This is a genomic window from Streptomyces sp. NPDC049577, assembly GCF_040675635.1.
In the GTDB taxonomy this organism is placed as follows: domain Bacteria; phylum Actinomycetota; class Actinomycetes; order Streptomycetales; family Streptomycetaceae; genus Streptomyces.
Genome location: NZ_JBFAPH010000153.1, coordinates 1 through 15428 on the forward strand (window position 1 = coordinate 1; position 15428 = coordinate 15428).

Below are 15428 nucleotides of genomic sequence, written 5' to 3' on the forward strand. Positions count from 1 at the left end.
CGGCCTGGAGACGGTCACCATCGCCGCGGCCGAGTCCGAGCACCCCCGCCAGGGCGTCGCCCGCGCGGTGCGCACGGCGATGTGGCGCATAGCCCTCTTCTACGTCGGCTCGCTGCTGATCGTCGTCACCCTGATCCCCTGGAACGACGCCTCGGTCGTCACCAAGGGCCCCTACGTCGCCGTCCTGGAGCACCTCGACATCCCGGCCGCCGGCCAGATCATGAAGCTCGTCGTGCTGGCGGCACTGCTCTCCGCGATGAACGCCAACATCTACGGCTCCTCGCGCATCGCCTTCTCGCTCGTCGCCCGCGGCCAGGGCCCGAAGGTCCTCGCCAAGGTCAGCGGCGGCGTGCCGCGCCTCGCGGTCATCGCTTCCGCCTCCTTCGGCTTCCTCGCCGTGCTCTTCAGCTACTGGTGGCCGGACACCATCTTCAAGTGGCTGCTGAACATGGTCGGCGCCGCCGTGCTGGTGGTCTGGGGCTTCATCGCCGCCGCCCAGCTCGCCGGCCGCCGCCGGATCCCGCAGGACCAGCTGCTGGTGCGCATGTGGCTCTTCCCCTACCTGACCTGGGTCGCGCTCGCCGGCATCGTCGGCGTCCTCGCCCTGATGCTGCGGGACGGCGACACGCGGGTCCAGCTCTACTTCACCGGCGGCCTGACGCTCGCCCTCGCGATCGTCGGGTACGTCCGCCAGAAGGCGGTCGCCGGCAAGAGCTGACGCACCGCCACCCACCCGTTGTCACGAGGCGGGGCAGGACCTGGGACTCCAGGACCTGCCCCGCCTCGGTCTTTGGACCGAGGACCCACCCCATTGCGGCGTTTCAGGGGCAGGTGCTGATAGCGTCTACCTGCAAGTTAATTGCAATAAGCAGTCGGAAGGGCTCGGCATGGCCATCTACACGCTTCCTGAACTCCCGTATGACTACTCGGCGCTGGCACCGGTCATCAGCCCCGAGATCATCGAGCTGCACCACGACAAGCACCACGCGGCGTACGTCAAGGGCGCGAACGACACCCTGGAGCAGCTCGCCGAGGCCCGGGACAAGGACCAGTGGGGCTCGATCAACGGCCTCGAGAAGAACCTGGCCTTCCACCTCTCCGGCCACATCCTGCACAGCATCTACTGGCAGAACATGACCGGCGACGGTGGCGGCGAGCCGCTGGAGAAGGACGGCGTGGGCGAGCTCGCCGACGCGATCGCCGAGTCCTTCGGCAGCTTCGCCAAGTTCAAGGCCCAGCTCTCCAAGGCCTCCGCCACCACCCAGGGCTCCGGCTGGGGCGTCCTCGCCTACGAGCCGATCAGCGGCCGCCTTATCGTCGAGCAGGTCTACGACCACCAGGGCAATCTCGGCCAGGGCTCGGTCCCGATCCTGGTCTTCGACGCCTGGGAGCACGCCTTCTACCTCCAGTACAAGAACCAGAAGGTCGACTTCATCGAGGCCATGTGGCAGGTCGTCAACTGGCAGGACGTCGCCGCGCGCTACACCGCCGCGAAGGAGAAGGGCAACAGCATCCTGCTGGCCCCCTGAGGCACCTGAGGCCCGGCGCCTCCCCCTGACCGCCTGCTCGTGATCGTCTTCTCACCCTTCACGCGGCAGGCACGGTGAAGGCCCCGCGCGGTCGGATCGCGCGGGGCCTTCCCCCCATTTCATCACGCGTGACCGAACGCCTCACCGGTCACCGCGAATTCCCGTGCGAGCCCCGTCTCGTGCAGCCGGGCGAACGGAGTGAACGGAACCCCGCACTCCGAGCGGCCCCGGTCGAAGTTCCACCCCTTGTACACGGCGAACCGGTAGTCCACGGCCGCCCCGCCGTCCGCGTCCACGCGGACCGTGCCCGTCAGCCGGTACTCCACGCAGCGCAGCGCCAGCCACCAGTCGGCGCTGACCCGCCGGTCGAACACGAAGTCCCGCCACCCGCTGTCGGCGGGGTACGCGGCGGGCGCCCGCGGCCCGGCCTCCCACCGCGCGAGGCCCTCGGCCCGCCACCGCCCGAGCTGCTCCTCGACCGCCCCGCGCACGGCGGGCAGCGCGAGCAGCTCACCCGCGTCCACCCGCCGGGGCGTACCGCTGGCCCGCAGATAGTGCCGCAGCATCCCCGCCGCGTTCCGCAGCCCCAGCAGCGACCACACCGCCGGCAGCACCCGGCACACGGCGAGCGTCACCAGGTCGTACGGCCGCACGGGCGACTGGGCGAACGCCCCGTTCGGACACGGCGCCTCCGCCTCGGCCCACCCGCCGGCCCGGCCGAGCGGCCGCGAGAGGTCGGTCTGGCCCATACGGGGACAGTAAGGCGACGCGGCAGTGGACGCCCGCCGGAGTGGTCCTACCGGGTCCCTTGCCGGGCCCTTGTCCGGCATGCTGCTGCGGGGAGGACCACCGCACGGAGATCGGACCGGCAACGGCCTGGTCCGGCTGACGGTCCTGCCCATGCGCGGCGAGCACGGGTTGCCGCACGGGCGGGTCGTGGTCGCCGCCGGCGGCAAGGGCTTCGCGGTCAGGCCGGCCGCGGCGGCGGCCGGCGGGGACGACAAGACGGTGCGCCTGTACGACGCGCACGATGTTCCCGGTCGGCGATCCACCCTCTGAGTGCTCGGGCAACGTGCACGAGAGGCACGTTGCTCCGTCTGTGCGGGCGGTGGACACTTGGGCAGGTCCATGATCGGCAATGGAAATCGAGAGTCACCCCTTGCACATCACTTCACCCAACACGACCGGCACCGGGGAGTCGCCGTTCGACTCGGCCGCCGAGTCGGTCGCGGCCTACAGCGCCCACGCCGACGACTACGCCGCCCACCACGCCCCCAAGATGGCCGACCAGGCCGAGCGGTTCGCCGGCTCGCTGCCGGTGCCCTCGCTGATCCTGGACGCCGGATGCGGCCCCGGCCGCGACCTCGCGCGGTTCACCGCCCACGGTCACAGCGCACGGGGCGTCGATCTCAACCCGGAGTTCGTCGCCATGGCGAACGCCCACGCCCCCACGTCACAGTGCGACCTGCGCGAGGTCGGGTCCCGGTTCCCGGCCGGGACGTTCGACGGGATCTGGGCCTGCTCATCGCTGGTGCACCTCCGCGAGTCGGAGACCGTGGACGTGCTCGGCCAGTTCGCCGGCCTGCTGCGCCCCGGCGGCAAGCTGTACGCCTGCCTCAAGTCCGCCGGCCGCACCGGCTGGCTCGACGAGCCCGATGGGCGCCGCTGGTACACGGTCTGGGACGCCGAGACGTTCGCTGACGCCATCGCCGGTGCCGGGTTCGAGGTCGACCACGTCGACCAGGGCGCGTTCGTCGAGGTGTGGGCCACTCGCAGCCTCATCGGCGGCCCACGGCCGACCACACCCCACGCTTCCTGATCGCGGCGCGCCGCCCCAGCGCAGGCGGTGTGCGAGGTCGTGAACGGGGCTGATCATTGCCGCGAACAGGTGCTGGATCTCGTTGCCGGTCAAGGGGATCAGGCCGTCGGAGGCGGGTCGATCGCGGCGTTCGATGGCTGCGGTGACGGCGAGGAAGGCGTGGGCGAGCATCGCGAGGGTGCCCGCGTGCTCGGCCAGGGGCCGGCAATTCTTCCGCAACAGGTCCGACAGCAGCCCGGAGACCAACCGCCGCACCCGGCAGCGGGGTTCAACTCGGGCGATCCGGCCCGCGATCCGGCTCATCAGACCCTCGAATGCCTCCTGCCGGCGGGCAGGGTCTACGCTGTGCCCCACGGCCACCACAAGACCTTCAGTCTTCGCACAGAGATGATCAGCGGTGGCCGTACCCGTCAATCAGCCGGCCTGTATGGAGAGCAGCGGAGCGCGATCTCGGTATCGACCGCGACACTCCTGACCTACGACGTCTTCCGGTGATCCGATGACCACTGTCAATGTCAATGAGATCTCCTTGGGCATCGAGTCGTTCGGTGACGACGACGCGCCACTCGTCCTGCTCGCGGGCGGGACGACGATGCTCTCCTGGCCCGACGCGCTTTGCGAGCGCCTCGCCGCCGGCGGGAGCCGTGTGGTGCGCTACGACCTGCGCGACAGCGGGGAGTCGACGACGACGGATCCGGAGACGCCCGCCTACACCCTGCGCGACCTCGCCGCCGACGCGGCGGCCCTTGCTGACGCGCTCGGCGGGGGGCCTGCGCACCTCGCGGGGATCGGCGTCGGCGGGATGGTCGCCCAGGTGGCCGTGCTCGACCATCCGGGCGCGTTCTCGGCGCTCACCCTGGTCGGCACCCGCGCGGTTGCCCCTGGCCCACCTGACGACGACCTCCCCGGCCATGACCAGGATGCGATGAGCCGGCTGTTCGCGCGTCCGATGCCCGATTGGACCGACCGCGAGGCGGTTGCGGAGTTCGCCGCCGCCGGCGCGGAGATCCTCGGCGACGACCCCGTCGCCGCGCGCGCAATCGCTGCACGCGTCTGGGACCGCACGCCCGGCACCGCACCCCCGGTCCAGATGGCCAACCAGATGCGCATGGTGTTCTCCAGGCTCGACTGCAAACCCCGCTGGCGCGAGCGCCTGCCCGAGATCGGGGTCCCCACGCTCGTCGTCCACGGCCGCCGCGACCGGTTCTTCCCCGTCGGCAACGGCGAGGCGATCGCGCGCGAGATCCCCGGGGCACGGCTGCTCGTCCTCAAGGAGGCCGCCACTGCGATCCCCGATGCGGCGGTCGGCGAGGTCGCCGAGGCGATGCTCACGCTCGGATAGAGAACGGCGGGTGTCGCGCGGGTCCGGCCTCCGCGCAGCCCAGCAAGATCCCGATCTACGGCTGGAGTGCTAGCCGGGTCCCTGGCCGGGGAGGTCCTTGGAGACGAAGGAGCCGAGACCGGGCTCGGTGTAGATGAGGCCCTCGGCGCGCAGGGCGCGGTGGACCTTCTGGCACGTCGCCGTGGCGATGCCGAATTCCTCCATGAGCTGCGCGACGGACGGCACGCGTGACCGAGGCGGGTAGGTGCCGTCCAGGATGCGCTGCCGGATCACGTCGGTCACCTGGCGCCAGCGCGGAATGTCGGGGACGAATTCGATCACTTGACCAAGCTACGCACATCATCGCGTCCTAGTCGATCCATCCCTTACCTAGTAAGGCTGATATGGCTGATAGCCCTAGCAGACCTCCGCCAGGCTCCAAAGGACAAGCCCCGGCGACCGCTGCAACCGGTCCCGGGGCACGGCCAACGCTTTCTGAGGAGCGTCGACGTGCGAAACCTTATCCACCGCCTGCGGGCCTGGGCGAGGCCCAAGGCCCCGGCTCCCCATCCTCCCTGCTGCCACCACATCGTGATGACCGCGCACCGGATCAACGTCGTGCCGTGCGAGGCGCGGCGATGAGGGGGGAGACCTACCGGATGTCGGCCCCGGCGACGCCGCAGGCGTCCCGGTTGGCCAGGGGGTTCGTGACGGCGTCGCTGGTCGCGTCGGACCAGCGCGTGCTGATCGAGAACGCGCGGATCTGCGTCTCGGACGTGGTCGCGAACGTCGTCCGGCACGCCCGCGTGCGGGAGCTCAGTGTAGAAGTGACCGTGCGCCAGGGGCGCGTGGTCGTCGCCGCGCGCGACGACGACCCCCGCAGGCTCCCCTGGCCCCGCGAGGCCGGCGCGGACGACGAGGGCGGCAGAGGGCTCAACCTCGTCCGCCGCCTCGCGCACGCGTCGGGTGTGACGTGGGTGTGGGACGGTCTCGACCTGGTGGGAAAACAGGTCTGGTTCGAGCTGCGCAGAGGCGGCGCGGCGGCGCTCAGCGCGTAGCGGGGGAGGAGGCGGGCCGGTGACGGTCCGCCTCGATCTGCGGCGGCTACCAGTAGTGCCGACGGCCACCGACCCCGCGCCCGACGGCGCCCAGGATCCACAGGATCAGCCCGATGACGACGAGGATGATTCCGATGGTCCACAAGATGCCGATGCCGGCCACGAACCCGACGATGAGGAGAATGATCCCGAGGACAATCATGGAGTCCTCCGATCTGGATCTGGCGGGAGTGCTCTCTTCTTCCACTATCTGTCGCGATCGCCCACTGTGCCAACAGATGGGCTGTGACGCCGGGTAGTCGCTGCGCTTCTCTGCGCCAACACCTTCGGTCAACAGGAGTCGAAGGCGGTCAGTGTCGGGCGGTTGCGGGCGTGCCCCGCCCGGCGGGGCGGCAGGTCGGCCATACTCAGGGCGTTTGCCGGATACCGCCGTATACCGATGCATACCACTGGGATAAGGGGTTTTGCCGTGTCTCGCCGCATCCGCTCGTTCGCCGTCGCCGCCACCGCCGTTCTGGCCGCCGCCCTGGGTTCCGTGCCCGCCGCGACCGCGGCTCCCGCCGCACCCGGGGATTCGGGGGTGTACAACTGCGCTCCCGGGCACTTCTGCCTCTACAGCGACTGGAACGGCGCCGGCACCCGCTGCCAGTGGCCGGACGGGAGCAAGGCCAACACCGCCGACGACTGCTCCTTCATCCAGCGGGGCCAGAAGCCGAAGTCCCTGTGGAACGGGACCGGACACCGGATGCAGTACTACACCCAGACCAACTACCACGAGCGCGTCGGCTCCACCCCCGCCGGGAAGGGCGGCAATCTGATGGGCACGTACCACATCCGCTCGTTCAAGGCGCAGTAGGCGCGGAAAGCGCGATCGGCCCGGTGGGCGCGGTGGCGGTCCGGCGCCGGTAGTAGTGGACCGTGACCGCGCCCAGCAGCGGGCCCCAGAGCAGCAGGGGAGCGTAGGCGGCGTCGATCAGCCACCCGCCCCAGGAGGTCACCTCCATGTCCGCGTTGAGCGCCGTGTACACGAAGAGGACGCCGTAGACGGTGGTGGCCAGGGTGCCGAGGACCGCCAGGGCCGTGGCGAGCGCGACCGGAACGCGGCGGCCGCGCAGGTACGGGACCCAGCGCGGCCAGATCTCACCCCAGTCGCGCACGAGCCCCAGGGCGAGGAGCGCGAAGAGTTCGGAGACCAGACTGAGGCCGATCAGGAAGAACGACCCCCAGCCGGGGACGTGCATCTGGTCGTACTCGGTCCGGGCCAGCCCCACGGGCACGCCCGCGACGATGGCGACGCGCCACAAGGCGGAGGGGACGTTGGTGAGCGCGGCGCCCGTCGCGGCGAGCCGGGCCCAGCGCGGGACGTTCGGCAGTGCGGTGACTCTCGGCATGGGGATCATGCTGGTTCAGGCGGGCGCCGCGTGGCGTCGGCCCACGGGGGTGTTCCGGGTACCTCCGGAGCAGGAGACGGACCGCGCGGGCCTCCGCCGCGTGGCGGGGCGGGCTCAGGGGTTGGTCATGCCGGCAGCGGGGCGCCACGCCGTCGATCAGGGACCGGGGCGTCCGGGAGACGCCCGCCCGGCGCGCACGGTCAGCCCGGACGTCGCCCGTACCGTACGACGTGCTCCCGGAGGTCGCGGGCCGGGCGTCCGGTGACGCGCTCGACGGTGTCGGTGACGCGGTCCTCCGCGCCTCGGGAGATCCGGCGGTCCAGGTCCGCGAGCAGCGCCGCGAACTCGACGGGCATGCCGGTGGCGGCCAGATGGTCGCGCATCTGCTCGTAGGAGAGCGGCCGGTGGGTGACGTGCCGGCCGGTGGCCTCGGTGATGACGGCCGCCACGTCGTCGTAGCTCAGCGTCCGGGGACCGGTCAGGACCAGGTCGGTGCCGGGCACCGGGTCGTCGAGCAGCGCGTGGGCGGCCACCGCCGCGATGTCGTCGGCGTCGACGAAGCCGACGCGGCCGGTGCCGGTGGCGGACGTGATGACGCCGGACTCGCGGATGCCGTCCGCGTGCGGGTGGCGGCCGGTGAAGTTCTGCATGAACCAGGACGGCCGCAGAACCGCCCACTCGTCGAACAGGCCGGGCAGCGCCTCGTGCACCTGGCCGACGCCCGGCCCGCCCGCCGGGATCGCCGACGAGCCGAGCAGCACCACCCGCCGTACGCCGGCCGACCTGGCCTGCCGGAGGAACGGCAGCATGACGGCGGCGGGATCCGGCTCGCCGATGGGCGGTACGAGGTACATCCGGTCGGCGTCGCGCAGGGCCTCCGCGTGGGTCGCCGGGTCGTACCAGTCGAAGCGCGCGGCCCGGGTGCCGGCCGGGCCGGCACCGGCGGGGTGGCGGCTCGCGGCGGTGACCGGGCGGCCGAGCGCGGCCAGCCGGGCCGCGACGCGGCTGCCGGTGGTGCCGGTGGCACCGGTGACCAGGATGCTCATCGGGCGGACCCCGCCGTGGAGAAGAACTTCGCCTCGTCCGGGGAACCGGGTATCGCCGATGGGTTCCAGTAATCGCGGTAGTGGACGAAGCGGCCGTCCCGGACCGTCACCACGGCGACGTAGGACATGTCGTAGGGCGCGCCGGTGGCCACCATGCGGCCGGTGCCGCGCCACTCGGCCACGATCGTCCCGTCGTCGGCGGTCCGGTGGATCCGCAGCGAGGGGACGGCGCGGAGGTCGATGAACTCCGGATAGCCGCGCAGGTAGTCGGCGACGGCCGCGCGGCCCTCCAGCCGCGCGGGGAAGCCCTCGGGGGCGTAGGGGAATTCGATGACGACGTGCTCGTCGCACAGTGCCAGCCAGCCGTCGATGTCCTTGTCCAGGATCAGGTCGAGGCTGCGGCGGTACACGTCCTCGGGCGTCATGGGGCTGCTCCTCATAGAATCGGACCGTGAGTCCACTTAAGAATGCGGACTGTCGGTCCGTTTCGTCAAGGGAGGCGTCGTGACGTCGGGCAAGGAGCGAGTGGAACGCGCGGACGCGGCGCGCAACAGGGAAGCGGTGCTGGCGGCGGCCGATGCCCTCTTCGCCCGTAGCGAGAGCCCCGGAAGCGTCTCGATGGACGACGTCGCGGCGGCCGCGGGCGTCGGCAAGGGCACCCTCTTCCGCCGCTTCGGCGACCGCGCCGGGCTGATTCGCGCGGTCGTCGAGGCGCGCATCGAACCGCTGCGCCAGGCCGTCGAGTCGGGGCCGGCCCCCCTCGGCCCCTCCGCGCCGCCGCGCGAACGCGTGCTGGCACTGCTGGACGCGGTCCTGCGGTTCAAGCTCGACAACCGCCACCTCGCCCTGGCCCTGGAGGAGTCCGGGAGCGCCGACCCGTACCGGGCGGCCCACTACGCGTGGTGGCACGCCACCCTGGAGCAGGCGCTGCGGCAACTGCCCGGCGTGCCGGACGGCGACTTCACGGCGCACGCCCTGCTCGCCGCCACGCGTGCGGACCTCGTCGAGTACCTCGCCGGCCGGGAGGGCCTGTCCGGCGAGCAGATGCGGAGCCGGCTGGCGGCCTACGCGGCGAAGGTCCTGGACGCGTGACGGCGGGCGCCGGCCGCTACCCGAAGCGGACGCTGGAGAACGACGCGCTGCGCGGCGCCTGCTGCCCGGGCTTGAGGTGCAGCGCCTCCCCCTTGCACTTCTTCTTGGTGTAGACGGTGGCCGTGGTCCCCGTCCCGTTGTGGGGGCCGTGCGCCTCCTGACTCATGTCGAGGCAGCGGCCGTCCGGCGGATTCTCGACGAAGAACGGCTTGCCCTTGGGCCCCACCCACGTGAACGGCCCCTTCGCAGCGAGCGCGGCCCCCGCGGGCAGGGACAGGGCGAGGGCGAGTCCGGAGAGAGCGACAACGGCCGGTCGGATAAGACGCATCATCAGTCCTTTTCTGGGCGGCAAACGATCACTTTGAGTGCCTTCACGCGCTCAACGAGGCTCACTTGCCGCACGACACGCATGCTCGCCGTGGCGGGGGACTCCTAACGCACCATGAACCGGTCGAGCGCTCGCACGTCTCGCCGCAGCCGGTCTGCCCACTCGGCGTCGGTCCCGCCGGCGGCGACGGGGTGCGCGGGCACGGGCACGTCCCGGAGCTCACCGCCCGGCCCACTGCGGGGCGGCACCCAGCAGAGCCGGACCCCGGCACGTTCGGCCAGGGCCAGCACGGTGATGACGAAGCCTTCGGAGAGAGCCAGCAGGACGGCGTGGTGGGTCCGCCGGTGCGCGGCCAGCAGCGCGTCGGCGAAGGCGCCGAAGACGGCCGGATCGATCTGGCACTCGTCCGCCTCCATGGGGCCGATGCCGGACGGAAGTCCGAGCTCCGCCTCGAACACGGCCACCTGCCGCAGGAATATCCGGGACACCCCGCTGGACGGGTTCCACAGAATCTCGTCGCCTATCTGGAAGTACTGACTCACGAAGATCTCTCCTTCCGCCCGGCATGGGGACGCGGCGCGAATCGTGCCATACGCGCTTTGTCAGGAGGAGGACGGGACGCGTTCGAGGGCCGGCCGTTCCATGTCCCCGTTGAACCGGTACGACGGCAGCGAGTTCGTGCTGATGAGGCGGAAGCCCTTGCCGCCGTTGTCCAGGGTCGTGGTCCCGGCCTTGCCGTCGGCGACCCAGTGCAGGACGATCGCGAACGCGCAGTCGCCGGCGATGTTCTTCGCGTGGACCAGGAAGTCCTCCGGGTCGGTGAGGCTGACCTTGAAGGGGAAGCGCACCGGCGGGATCGGCTTGCCGTCGTCGTCCTGGCCGGCGTCCGCGGTCACCTTCACCGGCCGGTGACCGAAGTCGGCGGTGAACGGCCGCTGGGGCTCCGCCCCACCGCAGCCGAACGCGGTGTTGATGATGACGCCGTGGGTCGGTGGGGGAGCGCTGCGCAGGACGTTGACCTCCATGCCCGTGAGGAGCACGGACTCCTCGGTGCGGCCCTGCACCGTCATATCCACCGGCGGACTGTACTGGTCACCGACCAGCTCCGTCGCCGTCGTGTCCTTCGTGTGGTTCTTCCACGCCGCGAAGTACTGCTGCGGCGGGCCGTCGTACCAGATCGTCGGGCCGCACGTGGCGTCGGACCATACGGCGCGCACGGCCAGGGGCGGCTTGCCCGTCCAGACTGGGCCGTTCGGCGGGGCGGCGGCCGCCGACGACAGGGTCGCGAGCTTGTGTGCGGTGCCGCCGCCGGCGGCGGTCGGGGCCTGGTCATCCGGCAGCAGCCAGACGCCGCCCACGGTCAGCAGGGCGACGGCGGCGGCGATGGACACCGCCCAGCGGACGAGCCGGCGCCGGCCGGTACGTGGGTCTCCGGCTGGTGCGGCGTCGTCTCCGGCTGGTGCGGCGTCGTCTCTGGCCGGCGCCGGGTCGTCTCTGGCCGGCGCCGGGTCGTCTCTGGCCGGCGCCGGGTCGTCTCTGGCCGGTGCTACGTCGTCCGGGACGCTCGCCGTTCGACCGGCGGCCGTGGCCTCGGTACGCCGCCTGCGGGCCTCGTCCCACAGGCGCAGCGCCTCGGTGGTGGCCTGCTTGCCGCCGATCGCCCGTGCGACGATCTCCGCGTTCTCGCGGTACGGCAGGGTGCGGCCATTGAGGATGTTCGACACCGTGCTCTCGGACACCGACGAAGAAGCGTCGATCTCGCGGGTCCTGGCGACGATTTGCTTGAGGTTGGGCGATCCATGCGTGAGCTTCAACTCGCGCATGTACCGCGCGAGCTCTTGCACCGCCAGGTCCCCCTTGTCGACCACGCCCGCACCCCTCCCGCACTTCTCCGCCTCTTCCCGGGCGACCGGTGGAGCGCAGCCTAGACCGGGCCGCCCGGATCGGTGGCGGTATCCGTTCAACGGGCTTCAGTCCGCTTCAACGCCCTGCAAAGTCCTTCAATGACCTTCGGACCAGCGGCGAATCCCAGCTCCGGGCCTTGAACTCAAGGCATCCCACCCGACCGGCCAGGCCCCGTTCGTGCCTCGGCCCCGTTGCGTCCGGAGCTGCCGTGACCCTCACTTTTCACCCGCCCCAGGGACTGCATGAACTCCTGTACGCCTGGGGGGTGCTGCAGCGTCACGCCCGCCCGGAGCGGTGCGTCACGTATCTGGTCCGGCACACGGGCATCTCCCGTCGCGACCTCGAACACCTGCGGCTGGTGCGCAACCGCTGCGCCCACCCGGAGGACGGCTGGCCGGCTCAGGCCGAGGTGGACCGAGCTCTGTCCACCGCCCGCCGCGCCCGCCGCCGCCTGGGTATGGGGGTGTGAGTTGCGGATTTCGTAACAGCACATCGCCCACGCCCGAACTCATGGCCGGTGCACCGACCCCGGTTGATATACATGTATGAGCAATGGGGAGTGCCATGTGGCACACGTGACGTTCGGGGGTGAGCTCGTGAAGTTCGACATGGGAAACACGACGCTGTCGAGCCTGGTTTCGCGAACGCGTGGATCGACCGATGACCTGGGCGGACTCATCCGTCAGCTGATCGCTGCGGCGCAGCCGTTGGAGGGGAAGTTCAACGGCTCCGGCCGGCAGGCCTTCGACGCTTTCAAGGCGCACTCGGACCAGGTGACCGCCGATCTGAACGGCGCCCTGAATGCGATCTTGGGCGGTCAGTCCGGAATGGACTCGTCTTTCGGCCAGGGTGACCAGGAATCGGCGGACAACGCGCGCCAGCAGATGGCGGCGGCCAACTTCGACGCGGCCCGCTTCTCGGGCCGGTAGGCGCAGGGGGGATTTCGGCCATGGGCAACACGGACCGGCGCAGTTACGACCTGGGGGCCTCCAGCGAGGTGCAGGGGTCGCTGCAGAGCGTCATCTCGCGGCTGGAGACGGTGCTGGGCGAGCGCGACGCGGCGGTGAAGGCGGCGATGGCCGACTTCAAGGCCGACGGCGTCTCGGACCACTACCACGACAAGGAACTGCGCTGGCAGCGCGCGGCGCACGAGGTGCGGCAGATCATCCATCTGCTGCGCTCGACGATGGAGAAGAACGACGGCACGGCCCAGCAGACGCTGGCCAAGGCCAAGGCTGCCGTCGACGCGATCGGCTGACGCGACAGCGGGGGGCTTCCATGACGTCTTGGGACATCCAGCCGGCCGAGGTGGGCGGCGTACTGCGGAAGGCGGGCACGGCCGCCGAAGGCCTGGCGAAGGCGGGTGACGGTCTGCAGAAGACCCTGCCGGAGGCCGCGACCGCGGCGGGCACGATCACGATCGAGGGCCCGTACTGCGGTACGGCTCCGCCGAGCGGTCCCGTTGCCGCGGCACTGGGCGAGTTCGCCGCCGCGCGGCAGAAGGAACTGCTCTACATCGCCACCCGCGCGGCCAATTCCTTGAACGGCGCGAAGAACGCCGCCGAGGAATACCTCAAGGGCGACGTGAAGATGGCCGAACACACCCTGCACACGGCCACGCTGGAGCCGAAGATCGAGCTGCCGAAGAAGGGCTCCAAGTGAGCGACGGCATCATCGACCCGGCCGGCATATACCAGTTCAACGGCGACCTCGCGAAGCTGGAAACCGACGTCAAGGACCTGAAGGCGGAAGCGAAGCTCTTCCGCGAGTCGGGCGCCGGTGTCCACAACGAGTTCCAGGGCCTGCGCTCCTGCTACAAGGCCCCGGAAGCGGAACTGCTCTTCGCCACCACGGCACCCGTGGCGACGAAGTCGGCGTCCTTCGCCGACGACCTCGACAAGGTCGCCTCCGCACTGAGCACATACGCGCACGACGTAGGCCCGCTCGCGAAGAAGCTCCGCAGCCTGAAGGACGAGGCCATCGCGTTCGTCGCGAGCGTCGAGGGCGACAAGCACTGGCACCGGGACCAGAAGAAGGTCGACCACAACAACCGGCTGATGGACGACGTCAGCGAAACGGTGGCCGCCTTCCAGGCGGCGGAGATCGCCTGCCACGACAAGATCGTCGCCCTGGTGGGAGGCAAGGCCCTCAAGCTTGACGACGGCTCCCACCAGGAGGGCATGTACGGCTACAAGGCCGACGACCTCAAGCACGCCGAGAAACTCCCCTGGGGCGAGGCCGCGGAGCGCGAGTACACGGGCGTGAAGTGGCTCTACCACCAGGCCAAGAGCTTCGTGTGGGACGGCTTCATCGTCGACGGCGTCTGGGGCACCGTCACCGGCCTGGGCACCCTCTTCGGCACCGAGGGCTGGGACAAGGCGGGCCAGGCCTGGACCGGCCTCGGCAAACTCGCCACGGGCCTGGCCATCAGCTCCACCCCGCTGTCCGGCGTCTTCTGGGCCACGCCCGACGACAAGCTCCCGTCCTGGCTGCGTGACTCCCGCACGGCCATGAAGGAGACGGGCAAGGCCCTCATCGCCTACGACCAGTGGGGCAAGAACCCGGCCCGCGCGGCCGGCGGCGTCACCTTCAACGTCCTCACCACGGTCTTCACCGGCGGCTCCGGCGCCGCGGCCAAGGGCGGCGCGGTCGCCAAGACGGTCTCGGTCCTGGGCAAGGCGGGCCGCATCGTCGACCCGATGACGTACGTCGGCAAGGCGGCGAAGTTCGGCGCGATCAAGGTCGGTGACGCCTTCACGGGCCTGAAGGGCCTGCGCGCGGGGACGGCGCTGAACATCGGCGGCGACACGTTCAAAACGGCCGAACAGGCGGGGACCCACTTCCCGAAGGAGCTGTCCCCGGAGACCACGGTCAAGCTGTTCGACCGGGACGGCAAGCCGGCCTTCCTCGACAAGGAGACGGGCCGCCTGCTGGACGAACACGGCGACCCGCTCAAGGGCGCGGGGCCCATCAAGAAGGAACTGTCGGCGGAGGAGCGCGCGACGGCGCCCCACGGCGAGGCACCGTCCCTGCACGAACCGGCCCGGCAGCCGGCCCTCGCGACAGCGCACGCACCCGGAGACGGGGCGGCGGGGCGCGCGGGCAGCCACGCACCGGGCGGGGCAGCGGACCACCGCCTGGGAGGCTCGGCCCACCACGGGGCTGGCGGGCCTGCGCACCATGCGCCTGGCGGTTCGGCGGACCATACTCCCCGAGGTGCGGCCCACGAAGCCCCGGGCGGCAGCGCTGGTCATGGGCCGGGTGGCGGGGCGCACGAGCACGGGCACGGTCCCTCGGCGAGTCATGAGCCGCCCGGCAACCCCCACGACCCGGCCCGTCCGCCTCATGATGGTCAAAGCGGGGACACGTCACACAGTGCCGGTGGTGGCCATCGTGACACACCACACCCACAGGGCCACCAGCCTGACGACCTCAACAATGCCCACTCCGAGGAAAGTTCTGGACATCAGGGTCCGGCTCCCAGTACGGGCGACACGGATCTCCCACAGCATGGTTCGGAGGCCGGCGCGACCCAGGAATCAAAGGGGACTCTTGCCGAGAAGGCCGGAAGGGCATACGAGGTATACCTTCAACGTAAGCTCGAAGGCGGCGATTCATTCCGTGAGGGGGGACGCGAGTTCGACGGCAGCTATCCGGGTGGGAAAGAAGACTCTACGACTTGGTACGAGGCGAAGTCCGGAGCTTACTGGGACAGACTGAACCGTTACGAGAAGGAGATGCTCAAGTTCAAGTCCAAGCTCGGCGACGCGCGAAGGATCGCCGAGCAAAATGGGAAGGAGTTCTTCTTGATATCCGAGAATCCTATCCCAGAAAATATTGTCATGTCAAGGCCGCTCCCGCCAAGCCTGCCGCTCCGGCGCCGAAGGTCTATGGCGACAATCTGGAGGGCTGGATCGCCCAGGCGCTGGACATCATGCA

General features: G+C 70.6%; 21 protein-coding genes and 2 pseudogenes. 13 read left to right on the forward strand and 10 right to left on the reverse strand.

The window, feature by feature from the left end:
- Both AB0K09_RS18385 and AB0K09_RS18390 read left to right on the forward strand, forming a co-directional pair.
- A pseudogene (locus AB0K09_RS18385) lies at window positions 1–718 on the forward strand (amino acid transporter); the annotation flags it as partial.
- Window positions 719–887: 169 nt separating this feature from the next.
- The gene (locus AB0K09_RS18390; RefSeq protein WP_366066412.1) at window positions 888–1529 is read left to right on the forward strand and encodes a superoxide dismutase; all 642 of its coding nucleotides are present in this window, start codon (window positions 888–890) and stop codon (window positions 1527–1529) included.
- 122 nt (window positions 1530–1651) lie between these two features.
- On the opposite strand, the gene AB0K09_RS18395 is transcribed toward AB0K09_RS18390, so the two are convergent.
- The gene (locus AB0K09_RS18395; RefSeq protein ID WP_366066413.1) at window positions 1652–2278 is read right to left on the reverse strand and encodes a hypothetical protein; all 627 of its coding nucleotides are present in this window, start codon (window positions 2276–2278) and stop codon (window positions 1652–1654) included.
- A 79-nt stretch (window positions 2279–2357) separates the two neighbouring features.
- Here AB0K09_RS18395 and AB0K09_RS18400 point away from each other — a divergent pair, with 79 nt between their 5' ends.
- Complete coding sequence (locus AB0K09_RS18400; protein WP_366066414.1) at window positions 2358–2588, forward strand: hypothetical protein; 231 nt, start codon at window positions 2358–2360, stop codon at window positions 2586–2588.
- A 100-nt stretch (window positions 2589–2688) separates the two neighbouring features.
- Window positions 2689–3348: a class I SAM-dependent methyltransferase gene (locus AB0K09_RS18405; protein ID WP_366066415.1), complete on the forward strand. Its 660-nt coding sequence runs from the start codon at window positions 2689–2691 to the stop codon at window positions 3346–3348.
- A gap of 180 nt (window positions 3349–3528) precedes the next feature.
- Here the strand turns inward: AB0K09_RS18405 and AB0K09_RS18410 are convergent.
- Window positions 3529–3702: pseudogene (locus tag AB0K09_RS18410) on the reverse strand (IS701 family transposase); the annotation flags it as partial.
- A gap of 145 nt (window positions 3703–3847) precedes the next feature.
- Between AB0K09_RS18410 and AB0K09_RS18415 the strand changes: the two are divergent.
- A complete protein-coding gene (locus AB0K09_RS18415) occupies window positions 3848–4690 on the forward strand; it encodes an alpha/beta hydrolase (RefSeq protein WP_366066416.1) in 843 nt (280 codons plus the stop codon).
- 69 nt (window positions 4691–4759) lie between these two features.
- Here the strand turns inward: AB0K09_RS18415 and AB0K09_RS18420 are convergent, their stop codons facing one another.
- The gene (locus AB0K09_RS18420; RefSeq protein ID WP_366066417.1) at window positions 4760–5011 is read right to left on the reverse strand and encodes a winged helix-turn-helix domain-containing protein; all 252 of its coding nucleotides are present in this window, start codon (window positions 5009–5011) and stop codon (window positions 4760–4762) included.
- Window positions 5012–5307: 296 nt separating this feature from the next.
- Here AB0K09_RS18420 and AB0K09_RS18425 point away from each other — a divergent pair, with 296 nt between their 5' ends.
- Window positions 5308–5727 carry an ATP-binding protein gene (locus tag AB0K09_RS18425; protein WP_366066418.1) on the forward strand — a complete coding sequence of 140 codons (420 nt, stop codon included), beginning with the start codon at window positions 5308–5310 and terminating at the stop codon, window positions 5725–5727.
- A 46-nt stretch (window positions 5728–5773) separates the two neighbouring features.
- Here the strand turns inward: AB0K09_RS18425 and AB0K09_RS18430 are convergent, their stop codons facing one another.
- Complete coding sequence (locus tag AB0K09_RS18430; RefSeq protein ID WP_366066419.1) at window positions 5774–5929, reverse strand: DUF6131 family protein; 156 nt, start codon at window positions 5927–5929, stop codon at window positions 5774–5776.
- Window positions 5930–6196: 267 nt separating this feature from the next.
- Between AB0K09_RS18430 and AB0K09_RS18435 the strand changes: the two genes are divergently transcribed.
- Window positions 6197–6583, forward strand: a complete 387-nt coding sequence (locus AB0K09_RS18435) for a peptidase inhibitor family I36 protein (protein WP_366066420.1) — start codon at window positions 6197–6199, stop codon at window positions 6581–6583.
- Here the strand turns inward: AB0K09_RS18435 and AB0K09_RS18440 are convergent.
- The 3 genes from AB0K09_RS18440 to AB0K09_RS18450 all read right to left on the reverse strand — a co-directional run bounded on the left by AB0K09_RS18440 (window position 6570) and on the right by AB0K09_RS18450 (window position 8589).
- The gene (locus AB0K09_RS18440) at window positions 6570–7118 is read right to left on the reverse strand and encodes a hypothetical protein (protein ID WP_366066421.1); all 549 of its coding nucleotides are present in this window, start codon (window positions 7116–7118) and stop codon (window positions 6570–6572) included. The two genes, AB0K09_RS18435 and AB0K09_RS18440, sit on opposite strands and share 14 nt — an antisense overlap.
- Before the next feature lie 200 nt (window positions 7119–7318).
- On the reverse strand, window positions 7319–8164 hold the full coding sequence (locus tag AB0K09_RS18445; RefSeq protein WP_366066422.1) for an NAD(P)H-binding protein: 846 nt from the start codon (window positions 8162–8164) through the stop codon (window positions 7319–7321).
- Window positions 8161–8589 carry a nuclear transport factor 2 family protein gene (locus AB0K09_RS18450; RefSeq protein WP_366066423.1) on the reverse strand — a complete coding sequence of 143 codons (429 nt, stop codon included), beginning with the start codon at window positions 8587–8589 and terminating at the stop codon, window positions 8161–8163. The genes AB0K09_RS18445 and AB0K09_RS18450 overlap by 4 nt, the downstream gene beginning before the upstream one ends.
- Before the next feature lie 79 nt (window positions 8590–8668).
- Between AB0K09_RS18450 and AB0K09_RS18455 the strand changes: the two genes are divergently transcribed.
- Window positions 8669–9256: a TetR/AcrR family transcriptional regulator gene (locus tag AB0K09_RS18455; protein ID WP_366066424.1), complete on the forward strand. Its 588-nt coding sequence runs from the start codon at window positions 8669–8671 to the stop codon at window positions 9254–9256.
- A 16-nt stretch (window positions 9257–9272) separates the two neighbouring features.
- Here the strand turns inward: AB0K09_RS18455 and AB0K09_RS18460 are convergent, their stop codons facing one another.
- The 3 genes from AB0K09_RS18460 to AB0K09_RS18470 all read right to left on the reverse strand — a co-directional run bounded on the left by AB0K09_RS18460 (window position 9273) and on the right by AB0K09_RS18470 (window position 11452).
- Window positions 9273–9587, reverse strand: a complete 315-nt coding sequence (locus AB0K09_RS18460) for a hypothetical protein (protein ID WP_366066425.1) — start codon at window positions 9585–9587, stop codon at window positions 9273–9275.
- A gap of 101 nt (window positions 9588–9688) precedes the next feature.
- Entirely contained in the window at window positions 9689–10126 is a 438-nt protein-coding gene (locus tag AB0K09_RS18465) for a DUF6086 family protein (RefSeq protein ID WP_366066426.1), read from the reverse strand.
- 60 nt (window positions 10127–10186) lie between these two features.
- The gene (locus AB0K09_RS18470; RefSeq protein WP_366066427.1) at window positions 10187–11452 is read right to left on the reverse strand and encodes a hypothetical protein; all 1266 of its coding nucleotides are present in this window, start codon (window positions 11450–11452) and stop codon (window positions 10187–10189) included.
- A 245-nt stretch (window positions 11453–11697) separates the two neighbouring features.
- On the opposite strand from AB0K09_RS18470, the gene AB0K09_RS18475 reads away from it, so the two are divergent.
- From AB0K09_RS18475 to AB0K09_RS18495, 5 genes are all read left to right on the forward strand, one after another.
- Window positions 11698–11958, forward strand: coding sequence for a hypothetical protein (locus AB0K09_RS18475; RefSeq protein WP_366066428.1), 261 nt, complete (start codon window positions 11698–11700; stop codon window positions 11956–11958).
- A gap of 127 nt (window positions 11959–12085) precedes the next feature.
- Complete coding sequence (locus AB0K09_RS18480; protein ID WP_366066429.1) at window positions 12086–12418, forward strand: hypothetical protein; 333 nt, start codon at window positions 12086–12088, stop codon at window positions 12416–12418.
- 20 nt (window positions 12419–12438) lie between these two features.
- Window positions 12439–12747, forward strand: coding sequence for a pore-forming ESAT-6 family protein (locus tag AB0K09_RS18485; RefSeq protein WP_366066430.1), 309 nt, complete (start codon window positions 12439–12441; stop codon window positions 12745–12747).
- A 20-nt stretch (window positions 12748–12767) separates the two neighbouring features.
- Window positions 12768–13151 (forward strand): DUF6507 family protein, encoded by a 384-nt coding sequence (locus tag AB0K09_RS18490; RefSeq protein ID WP_366066431.1) that lies wholly within the window; start codon window positions 12768–12770, stop codon window positions 13149–13151.
- Window positions 13148–15428 (forward strand): hypothetical protein (locus AB0K09_RS18495; RefSeq protein WP_366066432.1); only part of this gene is annotated, 2281 nt, incomplete at its 3' end. The genes AB0K09_RS18490 and AB0K09_RS18495, both read left to right, overlap by 4 nt.

Coding starts and splice junctions, on each gene's coding strand:
- AB0K09_RS18395 (WP_366066413.1), bottom strand. CDS start 2,278: ATGGGCCAGACCGACCTCTCGCGGCCGCTCGGCCGGGCCGGCGGGTGG.
- AB0K09_RS18450 (WP_366066423.1), bottom strand. CDS start 8,589: ATGACGCCCGAGGACGTGTACCGCCGCAGCCTCGACCTGATCCTGGAC.
- AB0K09_RS18400 (WP_366066414.1), top strand. CDS start 2,358: ATGCTGCTGCGGGGAGGACCACCGCACGGAGATCGGACCGGCAACGGC.
- AB0K09_RS18440 (WP_366066421.1), bottom strand. CDS start 7,118: ATGCCGAGAGTCACCGCACTGCCGAACGTCCCGCGCTGGGCCCGGCTC.
- AB0K09_RS18390 (WP_366066412.1), top strand. CDS start 888: ATGGCCATCTACACGCTTCCTGAACTCCCGTATGACTACTCGGCGCTG.
- AB0K09_RS18490 (WP_366066431.1), top strand. CDS start 12,768: ATGACGTCTTGGGACATCCAGCCGGCCGAGGTGGGCGGCGTACTGCGG.
- AB0K09_RS18415 (WP_366066416.1), top strand. CDS start 3,848: ATGACCACTGTCAATGTCAATGAGATCTCCTTGGGCATCGAGTCGTTC.
- AB0K09_RS18460 (WP_366066425.1), bottom strand. CDS start 9,587: ATGATGCGTCTTATCCGACCGGCCGTTGTCGCTCTCTCCGGACTCGCC.
- AB0K09_RS18485 (WP_366066430.1), top strand. CDS start 12,439: ATGGGCAACACGGACCGGCGCAGTTACGACCTGGGGGCCTCCAGCGAG.
- AB0K09_RS18445 (WP_366066422.1), bottom strand. CDS start 8,164: ATGAGCATCCTGGTCACCGGTGCCACCGGCACCACCGGCAGCCGCGTC.
- AB0K09_RS18430 (WP_366066419.1), bottom strand. CDS start 5,929: ATGATTGTCCTCGGGATCATTCTCCTCATCGTCGGGTTCGTGGCCGGC.
- AB0K09_RS18425 (WP_366066418.1), top strand. CDS start 5,308: ATGAGGGGGGAGACCTACCGGATGTCGGCCCCGGCGACGCCGCAGGCG.